Genomic DNA, 14,637 nt, shown 5'->3' with positions numbered 1-14,637 from the left:
AGAAATGTTCAGTAATACCCTGTTAAGAGATGCTTAGAGCTCGTTCCGGAAGACGGTCGGAATCGGGTCGGGGTTCCGTTGTTTGCCCGCTCTTTCCAAACGGAGGCCGCGCGTCCCGCCACAGCCGGACGAAGGACAGCACGGCGGCGGCCGTCAGCGCCCCGTTCCGGGCGAGCAGCAGCAGACAGCCGGCCCAGGAGCCGGCGACGACCTCGCGGTAGAACATCGGGAACACCACCGTGCTCAGCGCGGCCGCCGTCAGGATCAGCACGGCCACCGGACGCTGGCTGGTGTGCCGCGAGGTCAGGCACACGGCCGCCAGGCCCACCAGCCAGATCATGTACTGCGGGCTGATCACCCGGCTGGTGACCGTGAACAGCAGCACCGCGCTCAGCGCCGCGTCGTACGGTGTGGCCTCGGTCCACCGCCGCGCCCGCGTCCGCCACAGCACCAGCAGTCCGAGGGCGACGGCCGTCAGCACGAGGGAGGTGGCGGCGACGGCGCGCACGTGCGGGCCGACCAGCTCGACGGCGCCGTACTGGTAGCGGGTCCGGCCGGACCAGCCGGCGTGCCGCGCGAGATCGAGCGCCGTGCCGCCCAGCGACTCGATCTGCACCCCGCGACCGCCCTGCTGCCGCAGGAAGGAGAGCGGGTTGTCGAACAACACGGCGAGCAGGCCCAGCAACGCGCCCCCGGCGGCCCCCGCCCACCCCCACGCCGTACGCGTCACCCGCTCCCGGGGCGTGCCCAGCAGCACCAGCGCCGGCCACACCTTCACCAGCGCCCCCAGCGCCCCGAACACGCCGCACGCGCGCGGGGAGCGCGGCAACGCCAGCAGGGAGAGCACGGCCAGGGCGGTGACCTCGACGTCGTACCGGGCGAGCGGCAGATGCAGCAGCAGCGGTAGCCCGCCCGTCCACACCGCCGCGCCGAGCAGGCTGCGCCCGGGGCGCCTGCCCGTGCGGACCAGCACCGCGGCCACCAGCGCGTCCGCGGCCAGGGTCAGTACCACGAACGCCTGAAAGTACGTCAACCACGGCAGCAGGCCCGGAGCGAGCAGTACCGCGCCCGCGCCCGGCGGGTACTGCCACAGCGTGTCGTGCGCCGGGAAGGCGCCGTGCGCGAGAACTCCGTACCAGTGGAAGTACAGCCGCCGCACCTCCCGGGCCACCGAACCCCGGCCCAGCAGCGGGGCGCCGTCGTGGACCAGCACCCACAGCATCAGGCCGCGCGTGGCGGCCCAGAGGGCGGTGAGCGCGAGGACCGGGCCGGGGGTGACACGGAGACGGTTCATCACATGGGAGCCTAAGCGGTATGCATGGTGTATCTGCGCTGATACGCCGTCAATACCGGAAAAAGATTGGTTAATCGCAAAAGATCGGGCCGTGGTGAACGTCGGGCTTCCTGTGGGACCGCAGCCGCGCGGGGCGGGTGCGACGCCGGTCCGCGCGGCGACCGGTACGGCGGGGCGCGCGCCGCGTGGACTCCGGGCGCGGGTCGCTCGCGGAGCCGTCGTGGGCGTGCCGGCGCTGGTCATGCTCGCCGTCGGGCTCTGGGGGCTCGACCGCGGCGGGATGTGGCGGGACGAGGCCGTCAGCCTCCAGGTCGCGCGCCGTACGGTGCCGCAGATCTGGCGGCTGCTGCACGGTGTGGACGCGGTGCACGGCCTGTACTACCTCCTCATGCACGCCGTCCTCGCGGTCCGTGCCGACGAGGTCGTGCTGCGGCTGCCGTCGGTGTGCGCGGCGGCCGTCACGGCGGGGCTGGTGGCCGCGCTCGGCGCCCGGCTGGTCCGGCCGCGGGTGGGGCTGTGGGCTGGGCTGCTGTACGCCGTCTCGCCGATGGCCGGTCACTACGCGCAGGAGGGCCGCTCGTACGCCCTGGTGGCCGCCGGGGCCACGTTGGCGACGCTGCTGTTCGTGCGGGCCGTGCAGGGCGGTTCCTGGCCGGCGTACGGCGCCGTCCTCGGCCTGACGTGCTGGCTGCACGAGTTCGCGGTCCTGCTGCTGCTCGCCCACGCGGTGTCGCTGGCGCTGGCCCGCGCGGGGGCGCGGGTGTGGCGGGGGTGGGGGTGCGCGGCCGGGGCGGTGGTGGTGTCACTGCTGCCGATGGTGTGGGTCTCGCGGTCGCAGGCGGCTCAGGTGGCCTGGCTGCGGCGGCCCACGGCGGGTGTGGCGGAGGGGTTGCTGCGGGCGTTCGTGGGGCCGGGCGAGGTGGTGTTCCCGGTCTGCCTGGTGCTGGTGGGGGTGGCGGTCGTGGGGGTGGCGGGACGGCGGGGGGAACTCACCTGCGCGGGAGTGGGGGTGTCGTTGGCCCTGGTGCCGCCGGGGGTGCTGATGCTGGTGTCCCAGGTGTCGCCGCTCTACGTCGACAGGTATGTGCTGTACGCGCTGAGCGGGGCGCCCTTGGTGGTGGCGGCGGGGGCCGAGTGGGTGGCGGGGGCGGTGGGACTGCTGTGGGCCGCCCGCCGGCGGGGATCGCACCCTCCGTCGCGGTCCGCTCTCGTCACCCTCGTCGGTGTTCTGGCCGTCACCCTGGCCTTCCTCCACCAGCTCCCCCTCCTGCGCGCCGACCGGACCCCCGCGAGCCGCGCCGATGATCTCGGGGCCGTGTCCCGCGTGGTCGCGCGGGAGACGGAAGCCGGGGACGCGGTGCTGTACCTGCCCGTCAGTGCGCGCAACGTGGCTCTCGGCTATCCCGGGGCCTTCCGGAAGACGCGGGACGTGGCCCTCGGGGCGGGGGCGGCCGAGTCGGGGACCCTGTACGGGATCGAGGCCGGGCCCGGGGAGGTGCGGCGGAGGGTGGGGCGGTTGACGCGGGTGTGGGTCGTGGGGGACCGCAATCTGTTCGCCGGCCGGTGGGCGCCGCGCAGCCCCACCGAGCGGGCCGAACTCGCCGTGCTGGCCCAGGACTTCGTGCCGCGCGCCCAGTTCGTCCGGGACGGCACGGTCGTACGGCTCTACGTGCGCCGGATCAGTCGGAGTGCGCCGGACGGCCGGACTGGTCCGCGTACTCCGCCTCCGACAGCGCCGCCGCGTCCAGCGCGGTCGTGAGCCGGTCGAGCCGATCGCGCAGCTCGGCGATCTCCGCCAGGTCGAACCCGGTCGCCCGGCCGATCCGGCGCGGTACCTCCAGGGCCCGCTCGCGCAGGGCCGTGCCCTCCTCGGTGAGCCGCACCCACACCGACCGCTCGTCCTCGACGCTGCGCTCGCGCCGCACGAGACCGGCCCCCTCCAACCGCTTGACCAGCGGCGACAGCGTGCCGGAGTCGAGCCTCAGCTGCTCGCCGAGCTTCTTGACGGGCAGATCGCCCTGCTCCCACAGCACCAGCATCACCAGGTACTGGGGGTAGGTGAGCCCGAGGTCCTTGAGGACCACCCGGTACACCCCGTTGAAGGCGCGGGACGCCGCCTGCAGCGAGAAACAGATCTGGCGGTCCAGGCGCAGCCACTCCGTGTCGGTCATGCCTCCAGGGTAGCTCTTACGAGCCATTTAGTTGTGCACAACTGAATTGTGTGCTCTACTTGTGGTCGTGAGGCGGTCAGGACAGGGGCCGCCGGACCCGATTTCACCAGGGATGGTTCTCATGGACGCGCTGTACACCGCTGTCGCCACCGCCACCCACGGCCGTGAAGGCCGTGCCGTCTCCTCCGACGGCAAGATCGACCTCAAGCTGGCCCCGCCGGTGGAGCTGGGCGGCAACGGCGAGGGCACCAACCCGGAGCAGCTCTTCGCCGCCGGTTACGCCGCCTGCTTCGGCAGCGCCCTCGGCCTCGTCGGCCGGCAGGCGAAGGTCGACGTCAGCGAGGCGGCGGTGACCGCCGAGGTCGGCATCGGCAAGCAGGGCGAGGGCTTCGGGCTGAAGGTGATCCTCCGCGTGGAGCTGCCCGACACCGTGGACCAGGAGACCGGCCGCAAGCTGGTCGAGACCGCCCACCAGGTCTGCCCCTACTCCAACGCCACCCGCGGCAACATCGAGGTCGACCTCGTCATCGAGTAGGCCCACGAACACCGGGGTGCCGGCCCTGAGCGGCGGCCGGCACCCCGGTCACCCCCTCCACGCCGACCTCAGCGCGTCGTGCCCGACGGCCTGCCCCGGGATCCGCACCGCACCGCGCCGGGCCCGGTCATCGGCGCGCCCAGCAGCAGGGTCCGTACCACCCGCTCGGCGGCACGCCCGTCGTCGTACTCGCAGAACCGGGCCCGGAAGCCCGCCCGCAGCCGCGCCGACTCCTCGTCCCGCCACGAGCCCGACGTGAACAGCCGGGCCAGCTCCCGGTAGGAGCGCGCGACATGGCCGGGCGGTTCGGCGGTGATGTCGACGTACGTGCCCCGGCTCGCGGTGTACGCGGGCCAGTCGTCGGCGAACACCACGATCGGCCGGTCCACGTTGGCGTAGTCGAACATCCCGGCCGAGTAGTCCGTGACCAGCACGTCCGCCGCGAGCAGGGCGTCCTCGACGCGCGGCTCGCCGGTCGCGTCGACCACGATCCCGCGCCGGGCCAGCTCGGCGAGGCCCAAGCCCCGCGCGGGGCCGTCCGCCAGGGACGGATGCAGCCGGACCACGAGGGTGTGTCCCGCGCCCAGGTCCGCCGCGAACCGCGCCAGGTCGAGCCGGTCCACGTGTCCGCCCCTGCGGTAGTCCCGGCGGGTCGGCGTGTACAGCACCACCGTGTCCGCTTTCTGTTGTCTTGCGGACGCGGCCGGGCCGCCCCGCAGGACGCCAGGTGGACGGCCGGCTCGGGGTGGGCCGCGTCGAACCGAGGGGCATGGGAACTCCCGGTAGGACCAACGGTGTTCAGTGGCTCTCGGTGACGGGGAGCCGACCGGAAGGCTGCGGCACGGTGGCCAGCGGTGAACGCGCACAGGCCGACGGCACCGGCTTGCGGTCCGCGAGCGGAACCACCGGCGGCAGCTCCGTCTCGCCCAGCACCACGTGCCGTACGACCCGTTCGGCGGCGCGTCCGTCGTCCCACGGGCAGAACCGCTCCCGGAACGCCGCCCGCAGCTGGGCCGAGCGCGAGCCGCGCCAGTGGCCGGTCGCGAAGATGTCGATCAGCTCGTCCTCGCTGCGCGCCACCGCGCCCGGCGGGAAGGCGCGCAGGTCGAAGTAGGTGCCGCGGGCCGCGTCGTACGCCTCCCAGTCCTCGGTGTGCACCACGATCGGCCGGTCCAGAACGGCGTAGTCGAACATGAGCGACGCATAGTCGGTGACCAGCACGTCCGAGGCCAGACAGAGGGACTCCACACTCGGATGCCCGCCGACGTCGATGATCCGGGTGCCCTCGCCGAGCGGTCCGCCGTGCACGGGATGGGGGCGGGCCAGGATCACGAAGCGCGGGCCGAGGCGGCGCGCGATCCGCTCCAGGTCCAGCAGCGGGAGCTGGGTGCGCCGGTGGTCGCGGTAGGTGGGCGCGTACAGGATCGCGACCGCGCCCTCGGGGATGCCCAGCGACTCGCGCAGCCGGGACACGTCCACGGAGGTCGCCCGCAGCAGGACGTCGTTGCGCGGGGCGCCGTACTCCAGGGTGGTGTAGCCGCCCGGGAAGACCCGCTCCCAGGTCACGGTCGCGTGCCGGTTGCCGGACAGGACGTGGTCCCACCGGTCGACGTCCCGCAGCAGCTCCCCGAAGTCCGTGTCCCCGGCCGCCGCCGGGTGCTCCCGCAGATCGAGGCCCATGTGCTTCAGGGGCGTGCCCTGCTGGGTCTGCACGAGCACCTGCCCGCGCCGCTTGCGCATCCGCCGCTCGAGCTGCGTGTTCGTGACCAGGTACCGGGAGCGGGCCAGCGCCGTCCAGTACGCGGCCGTGCCGGGGCGGAGCCGGCGCGGGCCCGGCGGGAGCGCGGGCTCCTGTTCGGGTCGGGCGATCCACGCGGTGCGGATGTGCGGGGCGTGCGTACGGAACGCCTCCTCCAGCGCCCCCGGGTCCGAGCGCCCCGAGGAGGCGGCGAACACGGCCCGGTCGGAGCGCAACGGCAGTCGCAGCTGGATCCGGTAGTGCAGCTGGAGCACCCCGCAGCGCGCGGCGCGGGCCAGCTTCACCGCGGACTTCCCGGCGCGCCGGCGGACGGCCGAGGCCAGCTGGAGCGCCCGGAACGTGCGGTGCAGGCCGTAGCGGACCAGCGCGTGCCGCAGCGGGAGGCGCGCTCCGGGCACCCGGTGGCGGCGGTAGTGGGCGCGGGCCCGGCGCAGGAACTCGCCGTGACTGCCGCGCGGCAGCCGGCCCCGCCGGGTGAACACCGTCGCGTAGTGGTCGATCATCCGCCGGAACAACTCAGGCCGCCACACCGCGAGTTCGGGGCGCTCCTCGACGTACGCGAACACCCGGTCGTACTGCTCGAACAGGTCGAAGTGCTTGCGGCTCGTGGTGCCGAGGATGCTGCCCTGCCGGCGCTGCCGGTAGTGCACGCACACCCGGTCCAGGGTGGCGATCGACTCCGCCGCCATCAGCACCGGGAAGGTCCAGGGGGTGTCCTCGTAGTAGCCCGGCGGGAAGGTGAAGCCGTGCGCTGCGACGAACTCCCGCCGGCACACCTTGTTCCAGGCCACCATCAGCACCCTGAGCAGCCCCGGCCGGTCCGACAGCCGGAACGGGGCGGGGCCCTGGTGGGTGAGCTGACCGGAGAGCTGGTTGCGGACCGTGCGGCCGTCCCAGTACGTGCGCGCGTAGTCGAGGACCAGGACGTCCGGCTCGCCGGTCTCCTTGATCCGGTCGGCGACCGCCAGCAGCGCGTCCGGGGTGAGGGTGTCGTCGCTGTCCAGGAACACCAGGTAGTCCCCGGTCGCCTCGGCCATCCCCGCGTTCCGGGCCCGGCCCAGCCCCTGGTTCTCCGCCAGGTGTACGGCCCGCACCCGGGTGTCCCGGGCCGCGTACTCGTCGATGATCGCGCCGCAGGCGTCCGGGGAGCAGTCGTCCACGGCGATCAGTTCGAGATCGGGATACGACTGCGAGAGCACCGAGTCCAGGCACTCGGAGAGGTACGCCTGGACCTTGTACGCGGGGACGATGACGCTGAACCTGGGCAAGGGACATCCATGGGTCGGTCGGCGCGGGCCTTCTGCCCGGGAACGGCCGATGGAGTGAATTGGTTACGGCCCCGTACCTCTTGTGGGGGACAACGGATGAACGCGAAGGGGCGGGCCGTTGAAGACCCGCCCCTCCAAGAGTGTCCCGTCTGCGGCTATTTGACCGCGCCTGCCATCACCCCGGACACGAACTGCCGCTGGAACGCGAAGAACACGGCCAGCGGGATCACCATCGAGATGAACGCGCCCGGCGCCAGCACGTCGATGTTGTTGCCGAACTGCCGTACCTGTGTCTGCAGCGCGACCGTGATCGGCTGGGTGCCCGACTTGGTGAACACCAGCGCGACCAGCATGTCGTTCCACACCCACAGGAACTGGAAGATGCCGAGGCTCGCGATCGCCGGCCCGCCGAGCGGCAGCACCACCCGTGCGAACAGCCGCAGTTCACCGGCGCCGTCGAGGCGGGCCGCCTCCAGCAGCTCCCGCGGGATCTCCGCGAAGAAGTTGCGCAGCAGGAACACCGCGAACGGCAGACCGAAGCCCGTGTGGAACAGGATCACACCGAGGATCGTGCCGAACAGGCCGATCTTGCCGAAGAGTTCGGCGATCGGGATCAGTGCCACCTGTACCGGCACCACCAGCAGGCTCACCACGCCCAGGAACCACCAGTCCCGGCCCGGGAACTCCATCCACGCGAACGCGTAGCCCGCGAGCGCGCCGACCACGACGACCAGGAGCGTCGCCGGGACCGTGATCAGCACGGTGTTCAGCAGGGAGTGGGTGATGTCGCCGTTCTCCAGCAGCTTCTCGTAGCTGTCGAAGGTGAGCTGGGACGGCTTGCTGAACACCGTCCACCAGCCGCTCGCGCTCATGTCCTCGGGCGGGCGCAGCGAGGAGATGAGCAGGCCGACGGTCGGCACCAGCCAGAACAGGCCCACGACGACGAGGAAGAAGCGGACCAGTCCGCCGCTCAGCCGCTCTGCGATCGTCGCACCGAGCGACTGCCGGGCCTTCACCGTCCGGACCGGGCCGGCCTTCGTGACACTTCCGGCTGCCGCCGTCATCGCCGCACCTCCCGCCTGAGCCGACGCACATTGAAGAGCATCACCGGGATCACCAGCACCAGCAGCAGCACCGCGATCGCGCTCGCGACGCCCGGCTGGCTCTCCGCGAAGCCCTTGCGGTACAGCTCCAGGGCGAGCACGTTCGCGTCGTCCTGGGACGAGCCGGGGGCGATGATGTAGACGAGGTCGAACACCTTGAGCACGTTGATCATCAGGGTGACCACGACGACCGCGAGGACCGGCGCGAGCAGCGGCACGGTCACCTTGCGGAACACCTGCCACTCGTTGGCGCCGTCCACCCGCGCCGCCTCCAGCAGCTCCCTCGGCACGCCCGCGAGCCCGGCCGCGATCAGCACCATCGCGAACCCCGCCCACATCCACACGTACGCCCCGATGACCGCCGGGGTGACCAGCGCCGGGCCGAGCCACTCGAGCCCGTTGTACGGCTCCTTGAAGTTGCTCGCCGGAAGCCGCAGCCGTGCCCCGTCGGCGGACGCGGGCAGGGTGAAGGTGCCGTCGCCGGCCGCCTCGGTGGAGGCGACCACCGTGCCGTCCTTCACCGCCTCGATCCGCATCCCGGCATAGCCCAGCTCGGACGGGTCGGGCGCGCCCAGCCTGCCCACACCTTTGCCGCGTGTGAAGTCCTGCCAGGTGGTGCCGGTGATCTTCCCCGGCTCCGGCTGTGCGGCCACGGCCTTCTTCGCACCGTCCGGCATCTGGTCGGGGGCGACCCCGACCAGGGGCAGCGCGACCGGCTGCCCCGCGTGCACGGTGCCCTCGGTGACAAAGCCGCCGCCCTCGGCCGCGAGCGGCGACTCGCGGCCGGGGTGGGCCTTCGGGAACGCCGACGACTGCGCGAACGTGTCGTGCACGCCCACCCACACCGCGTTCGCGACCCCCTTGTCCGGGTCCTGGTCGTACACCAGCCGGAAGATGATCCCGGCCGCCAGCATCGAGATCGCCATCGGCATGAAGACGACCAGCTTGAACGCCGTTCCCCAGCGCACCCGTTCGGTCAGCACCGCGAAGATCAGGCCGAGCGCGGTGGAGACCGTCGGCGCGAACACCACCCAGATGACGTTGTTCTTCAGCGCCGTACGGATGCCGTCGTCGGTGAAGAGCGTCTTGTAGTTGTCGACCCCGGCGAAGCCGTCACCGGAGGCGTTGTAGAAGCTGCGGACCAGCGAGTACCCGATCGGGTAGACCACGAGCGCGCCGAGCAGGACCAGGGCGGGCAGCAGGAACAGCGCTGCCACCGTCCTGCGGGTGCCGGTCACGCTCTTGCGACCGCGAGGTGCGGCGGGGCCCGGTGGGGCCCCGGCCGCCGCTGCCGACGCCATCGCCGGATCAGCTCCCGCTTCCGTACGCGGCCGACGCGTCCTTCTCCAGCTTCGCCTGGGCGCCCGCGACGTCCGTCGGGTTCTTCAGGAAGTCCTGCAGGTCCTTCCACTCGCCCTTGCCCGGGGTGCCGCCGAAGGCCTGCGGGGCCTGGTCGGACATGTCGAAGCGGAAGTCGTCGCCGGACGCGATCAGCGCCTTGGCGATCTTCTGCTGCACCGCGTTCGGGTATGCCGAGACCGGCACGTTCTTGTTCGGGGACAGATAGCCGCCCAGCTTCGCCTGGATCGTCGCCGCGTCCGGGGAGGCGAGGAACGTCACCAGGGCCTGTGCCGCCTTGGAGTCCTTCAGGATCACCGCGGCGTCACCGCCGGAGACCACGGGCGCGGAGGAGCCGACGGCCGGGAACGGGAACACCTTCGCGTCCGTGCCCACCTTCGCCTTGGTCTCACCGATGTTGACCTGCACGAAGTCGCCCTCGTAGACCATCGCGGACTTCGGCTGGTCGCCGCCGGTGAAGGTCTGGGTGACCGACTGGGGGAACTCCGTCTGCAGCGCGCCGTTCTGTCCGCCCGCCAGATAGTCCTTCTTGGCCCAGATCTGGGCGAGGGTGGTCAGCGCCTGCTTCACCGACGGATCGGTCCACTTGATCTTGTGCTGGGCCAGCTGGTCGTACTTCTGCGGACCCGCCTGGGACAGGTACACGTTCTCGAACCAGTCGGTCAGCGGCCAGCCGTCGGCACCGGCCACCGAGAACGGGGTGACGCCGGAGTCGTAGACCGCCCGCGTGGTGGTCAGCAGGTCCTTCCAGGTCTTCGGCTCCTTCGCGCCCGCGTTCTCGAAGACCTTGGCGTTGTACCAGATCAACGACTTGTTCGCGGCCTTGTAGTAGGCGCCGTACTGCTTGCCGTCGACCTTGCCGATGTCCTGCCAGCCCTGCGAGTAGTTCTTCTGCAGCTCCTTCACGGCATCCGGTCCGAGGGGCTTGGCCCAGCCCTTCTGCACCGCCTGCTTGATGGCGCCCGGCTGCGGCAGCAGCGCCACGTCCGGCGGCTGACCACCCGCGATCTTCGAACCGAGGAAGTTGATGATCGGGTCCTGGGCGGGGACGAAGGTGACCTTCGCGCCCGTCCGCTTCTCGAACTCGGCCAGAACCTGCTTGAAGTTCTTCTGCTCCTGGCCGGTCCACACGGCGGCGATCTCCAGATTCGCGCCGTTCAGCTTCGGCAGGGTGACGGAGGACCCGGACGGGGTGGCCCCGCCGCTCTCGCCGCCGCCCTTCTTGTCGTTGTCGCCGCTGGAGCAGGCGGTGAGCGCGAGGGCTCCCGCGAGCAGCGCGGCACATGTGGTGACGGCCCTGCTTGTCCGGATGGTGCTGCTCTTGCTGTGCATCACTTCCCCGTTCGTCGTTCTCCGTTGAACGTCGTGAACCTCAGGAGTCTGTCCCGTGCGGTCCGGTCTACGCCGGGCCGCTCAGGGCGGGCAAGAGCGCCTGCGGTGTCGAGCGGGTCATCGTGACCGGCTCGTGACCAGGGGTGTATGCGTCAGGCTTCGGCGACTGCGGATGTCCTCCGCTACAGCAGGGACGGCACCTCCGCCGCCGAGACCTCCCGCGCTGCCCGCTCCACGGCGCTCGCCAGCAGGGCCAGGTCCGTGGGGCCGTTGCCCAGCTCCCGTACCGGCCTGCGGGTCGGCGGGTCGCCCATGCGCTGCCAGTCCAGCGGGACGACCGTGGGCCGTTGGGTCGCGGTGCGCGGGATACGGCCCGTCACCCGGCCGCCCTGGAAACCGACGCCCCGCCCGTCCGCGTACGTCAACCGCCCACGCCCCGGCGCCGGATCGTCCGGACCGGCCTGGGGAGCCTGCAGTGCCACCCGCAGCCCGGCCCTCCGCGCGGGCTCGGTCTCCGCCGTACGACCGCCGACCCCGGCCGCCGCCACCACATGCACCCCGAGCCGCGCGCCCTCCCGGGCCACCGCCTCCAGCGCCCGCATCACCGAACCGGCGGCGGGCCGCCCCGGTGAACCGAGCGCGGGGGAGACCAGCGCGTCCAGATCGTCGACCACGACCACGAGCCGGGGCAGCGGCGGTGCCACCTCGGCCCGCCGGCGGGCGGCGCCGCCCGGCCGCAGCCGCAGCGTGGAGCTGGGCGGCACTTCTATGTCCCCCGTGGGGGGCGTGCGCTGGGCGACGATACGGCCCGACAGTTCGCGCCCCGCATGCCACTCGGCGAAGTCCGTGCGGCCCAGCAGCTCCGCGCGCCGCTTCAGCTCCGCGGTCAGCGACTGGGCGAACTCCCGCATGCGCACCGGGTCGTTGGCGGTGAGGTGCGTGGTGACATGCGGTATGTCCGTGCACACGCGCAACCCCTCCCCGCGTCCGGCGCTGGTGCCGACCCCGTCCCGGCCGTCTATCAGCACCACGCCCAGCCGGTCCGGTCGCTCGGCCGCGGCCAGCGAGGCGACCACGGCCCGCAGCAGCTCGGTACGCCCGCTGCCGGGCGGCCCCTCGATGAGCAGGTGCGGGCCGTCGGCCACCAGGTCCGCGGTGAGCGGCCCGCGCGGACCGGCACCGAGCACCGCCCGGGCCCGGCCGCCCAGCGACTCCGTGTCGTCGGCCGCGTCCGCCCAGCGTGCCATCAGCGAGGCCGGAGTGGCCCGGGCCAGCCCCAGTTCGTCCAGCAGCCGCGCCGACGGAGGCAACGGCGTGGCCACGCGCGCGTGCCGCTCACCGATCGGGCCGTCCGGCCGCAGCGGCGCCAGCGCCCGCGCGAACCGCTCCGCCCAGGCGACGGACACGGCGTCCACCGCGGCGAGCGTCCCCGGGCCGACGGGACCGCTCGGCGCGACCCGCATCAGATGCAGCGCGCTCGCGACGTCCCCGCCGAGCAGGGCCACGGCACCGCAGTGCCGGAACGTCGGCGTCACCGCGCACGCGGCCTCGTACGTCCGCGTCACCGGGGACGCGGGCGAGGCGGACTCCGTCTCCGCGAGACACAGGACGTGGATCCCGGCCCGCGGCCCGGCCACGGCCAGCCGCGCGACGGCCTCCTGCAAAGCGGCACCACCGGGGTCACCGTCGACGACCACGACGGTGTACGGCCCGGGGAAGCCTGCGGGCGCGTCGAGGGCGGGGTCGTCCTTCGCCCAGGAGGGGCGACGGGCTCCGGTGCTCGGGGCGCCGGAAGCGGTGCCATGGGCCGACGAGGGCTGTGCGGGGATGCCGGGCGCGCCGGAGGGGGTGGCGTGCGGGTCGTACGCAGCCGCGCCGGGAGCCGGGGCCCCGATGGGGGCGCCCGGTGTCGCCGCGGGCGCCGGGGACGCCGAGGGCGAGGCCCGGCCGGGCAGGCCGGAGGCGTCCGTGGACGGGGCGGAGGGCGGGTGGGCCGCGCTCCAGCCCGTGGCCGCGTGGTCCTCGAGCCGGCGCACCAGCTCCTCCGTGCGGGCCGCCGCCTGCTCGCGGTCGTAGGCCAGCAGCAGACGGCAGTCCTGGCCGTGGTTCGGGCGGACATGCGGGAGCCAGCCGAGCCAGGACCACTCCGCCGCGCGCTCCTCCACCGGACGGGACCGGTCCGCGCTGATCAGCACGATCTCCAGCAGGTCGGGGGAGTGCAGCGCGGCCAGCTGGGCCAGTGCCGCACGGGCCAGCCCGGACAGCCGGGGGCGCGGACCGGCCAGGCCCAGCGCACCCGCCTCCCGCAGTGCGGCGGTCACCGGCACGGCCGGCAGCAGACCCGAGCCGTCCGGGGCGCTCCGGTCGGCCGTGCCGAGCCGGACGGTCAGCGCCTCGGGGTGGCCCGGCCCCCGCTCCCACAGCCGGGGCCCGGGGCCCAGCGCCGTCAGCAGCAGCGCGGCCGGGTCCGGCCAGGTCTCCGGCTGCTGCGGGAGACCGGCCGACGGGGCGGCTCCGGCACCGGCGGCATCCTGCGGATACGACTCCTGCTCGGCCGGCTGGTCCGCGCGCCCGCCGGCCAGCCGGCGCGCCCAGGCGCCGAGCCCGCGCCGCCGGGCGCCCTGCGGGACGTCGGTGCCCCTGAGGGGGGTGCCGCTACGGCCGCGCGGGTCCGCCTCCGCGGGGACGTGGGCCGCCGCACCGGCCACGCCGAAGCGTCCCGCGTGCGTGTCGCCGCCGGGACCGGTGCCGGACGGAGCGCGCCCGCCGCTCCGGCTCTCGGCCCCCGGCGCCCCGGCGTGCCCCGGCACGGCCGGCTCCGCGTCCCGGTGCTCCTGGGCTCCCGCGCCCGCGTTCGAGGCACTCCGGCCGACGGGGTCGTACCCGTGCCGATCACGGCCCGCACCCGCCGAAGGCGACGTGTCTCCAGCAGGTCCTCCCGCGCCCGCCGTGGACGACGCGGCCCCACCGAAGAAAACACCGGCACCCGTCGAAGGCAGCGACGCGCCCCCGGCGGGGCCGCCCGCACCCGCCGACGGCGACGACCCCCGCGGCGGTGCGGTCGGGGACCCGGACCCGGGCGGGGGCTGGGATGCCTCCGTGCCTCCCCACGCGACCCGAAGACACCCCTCGCCGTCCGGCACGGTCCCCACCCGTGCCCCAGGTCCCCCGGACGGAGTAACCCGCAGGGCCGACTCCCCGATCCTCAGCAGGCCCCCTGCGGGGAACCGCACCGGATGCTCGCCCAGCCGCGTCCCGTCGAGCGCCGTGCCGTTCGTCGAGCCCAGGTCGGCCACCGCGACCCGCCCGTCCGCGCCGACCGTGACCGCGCAGTGCAGCCGGGAGACGTCCGGGTCGTCCAGCGGGACGTCCGCCTCGGCGGAGCGGCCCACGGTGATCCGGCCGCCGTGCAGCAGATGGACCCCGCCCGCGTCCGGCCCCGCCACGACGTGCAGCTGGGTCGGCGCGTCGTCCAGCTCGGGATGGGGCTCCGGGGCGGCCGGCGCGCCCAGGGACAGCACCGCGCCGTCGACCAGCGGAGGCTCCCCGAGGGTGCAGCGGCGCGGGTCGAGCCGCTCGGTGCCGGCATACAGCACGACAGGCGAACCGGAGGCGTCGCGGCCCTCCCCGGTGACCGCTCCGGCCAGCGCCGACGCGACCGCGGCCAGGTCCGTGCCCGTGGGGGCCGTGACCAGCACGTCGCGGCTCGCGGCCCGGCCCCGCTGCGGGGCCGGGCCCAGCGGGTCTACGACGGTCAGCCGGATCTGCATCCCCACCCCAACACGAGCACGGCGGCCAGTACTGGTAGGCATCCTT

General features: G+C 73.6%; 10 protein-coding genes. 2 read left to right on the top strand and 8 right to left on the bottom strand.

The genetic code is table 11. The annotated features are described in order from the left end of the window. Window positions 1–22 precede the first annotated feature (22 nt). Window positions 23–1,294: a glycosyltransferase 87 family protein gene (locus ACIHEJ_RS17535; RefSeq protein ID WP_400136021.1), complete on the bottom strand. Its 1,272-nt coding sequence runs from the start codon at window positions 1,292–1,294 to the stop codon at window positions 23–25. Window positions 1,295–1,514: 220 nt separating this feature from the next. Between ACIHEJ_RS17535 and ACIHEJ_RS17530 the strand changes: the two genes are divergently transcribed. Further along, window positions 1,515–3,053: a glycosyltransferase family 39 protein gene (locus tag ACIHEJ_RS17530; protein WP_400136018.1), complete on the top strand. Its 1,539-nt coding sequence runs from the start codon at window positions 1,515–1,517 to the stop codon at window positions 3,051–3,053. Here ACIHEJ_RS17530 and ACIHEJ_RS17525 read toward each other — a convergent pair. Beyond that, window positions 2,974–3,492 (bottom strand): MarR family winged helix-turn-helix transcriptional regulator, encoded by a 519-nt coding sequence (locus ACIHEJ_RS17525; protein WP_400136016.1) that lies wholly within the window; start codon window positions 3,490–3,492, stop codon window positions 2,974–2,976. The genes ACIHEJ_RS17530 and ACIHEJ_RS17525 overlap by 80 nt on opposite strands. Window positions 3,493–3,586: 94 nt before the next feature. Here ACIHEJ_RS17525 and ACIHEJ_RS17520 point away from each other — a divergent pair, with 94 nt between their 5' ends. After that, entirely contained in the window at window positions 3,587–4,000 is a 414-nt protein-coding gene (locus ACIHEJ_RS17520; RefSeq protein ID WP_400136013.1) for an organic hydroperoxide resistance protein, read from the top strand. Window positions 4,001–4,068: 68 nt separating this feature from the next. On the opposite strand, the gene ACIHEJ_RS17515 is transcribed toward ACIHEJ_RS17520, so the two are convergent. From ACIHEJ_RS17515 to ACIHEJ_RS17490, 6 genes are all read right to left on the bottom strand, one after another. Then, window positions 4,069–4,668: a CDP-glycerol glycerophosphotransferase family protein gene (locus ACIHEJ_RS17515; RefSeq protein ID WP_400136010.1), complete on the bottom strand. Its 600-nt coding sequence runs from the start codon at window positions 4,666–4,668 to the stop codon at window positions 4,069–4,071. 130 nt (window positions 4,669–4,798) lie between these two features. Next, complete coding sequence (locus tag ACIHEJ_RS17510) at window positions 4,799–7,027, bottom strand: CDP-glycerol glycerophosphotransferase family protein (RefSeq protein ID WP_400136009.1); 2,229 nt, start codon at window positions 7,025–7,027, stop codon at window positions 4,799–4,801. 155 nt (window positions 7,028–7,182) lie between these two features. Beyond that, on the bottom strand, window positions 7,183–8,091 hold the full coding sequence (locus ACIHEJ_RS17505; protein WP_400136007.1) for a carbohydrate ABC transporter permease: 909 nt from the start codon (window positions 8,089–8,091) through the stop codon (window positions 7,183–7,185). Beyond that, the gene (locus ACIHEJ_RS17500) at window positions 8,088–9,368 is read right to left on the bottom strand and encodes a carbohydrate ABC transporter permease (RefSeq protein ID WP_400136004.1); all 1,281 of its coding nucleotides are present in this window, start codon (window positions 9,366–9,368) and stop codon (window positions 8,088–8,090) included. The genes ACIHEJ_RS17505 and ACIHEJ_RS17500 overlap by 4 nt, the downstream gene beginning before the upstream one ends. A gap of 70 nt (window positions 9,369–9,438) precedes the next feature. Next, window positions 9,439–10,821: an ABC transporter substrate-binding protein gene (locus ACIHEJ_RS17495; RefSeq protein ID WP_400136002.1), complete on the bottom strand. Its 1,383-nt coding sequence runs from the start codon at window positions 10,819–10,821 to the stop codon at window positions 9,439–9,441. Window positions 10,822–11,003: 182 nt separating this feature from the next. Beyond that, complete coding sequence (locus ACIHEJ_RS17490; protein WP_400136144.1) at window positions 11,004–14,591, bottom strand: FHA domain-containing protein; 3,588 nt, start codon at window positions 14,589–14,591, stop codon at window positions 11,004–11,006. Window positions 14,592–14,637 lie beyond the last annotated feature (46 nt).

The sequence above is a fragment of the Streptomyces sp. NPDC052301 genome, assembly GCF_044593395.1.
In the GTDB taxonomy this organism is placed as follows: Bacteria; Actinomycetota; Actinomycetes; order Streptomycetales; family Streptomycetaceae; genus Streptomyces.
Note: the sequence above shows the minus strand (reverse complement) of the source record. Positions and strands in the feature narration are given on the sequence as shown.

What these genes read in the sequence shown, in the direction of transcription:
- ACIHEJ_RS17535 (WP_400136021.1), bottom strand. Translation starts at nt 1,294, where the DNA reads ATGAACCGTCTCCGTGTCACCCCCGGCCCGGTCCTCGCGCTCACCGCC.
- ACIHEJ_RS17525 (WP_400136016.1), bottom strand. Translation starts at nt 3,492, where the DNA reads ATGGCTCGTAAGAGCTACCCTGGAGGCATGACCGACACGGAGTGGCTG.
- ACIHEJ_RS17495 (WP_400136002.1), bottom strand. Translation starts at nt 10,821, where the DNA reads ATGCACAGCAAGAGCAGCACCATCCGGACAAGCAGGGCCGTCACCACA.
- ACIHEJ_RS17505 (WP_400136007.1), bottom strand. Translation starts at nt 8,091, where the DNA reads ATGACGGCGGCAGCCGGAAGTGTCACGAAGGCCGGCCCGGTCCGGACG.
- ACIHEJ_RS17520 (WP_400136013.1), top strand. Translation starts at nt 3,587, where the DNA reads ATGGACGCGCTGTACACCGCTGTCGCCACCGCCACCCACGGCCGTGAA.
- ACIHEJ_RS17490 (WP_400136144.1), bottom strand. Translation starts at nt 14,591, where the DNA reads ATGCAGATCCGGCTGACCGTCGTAGACCCGCTGGGCCCGGCCCCGCAG.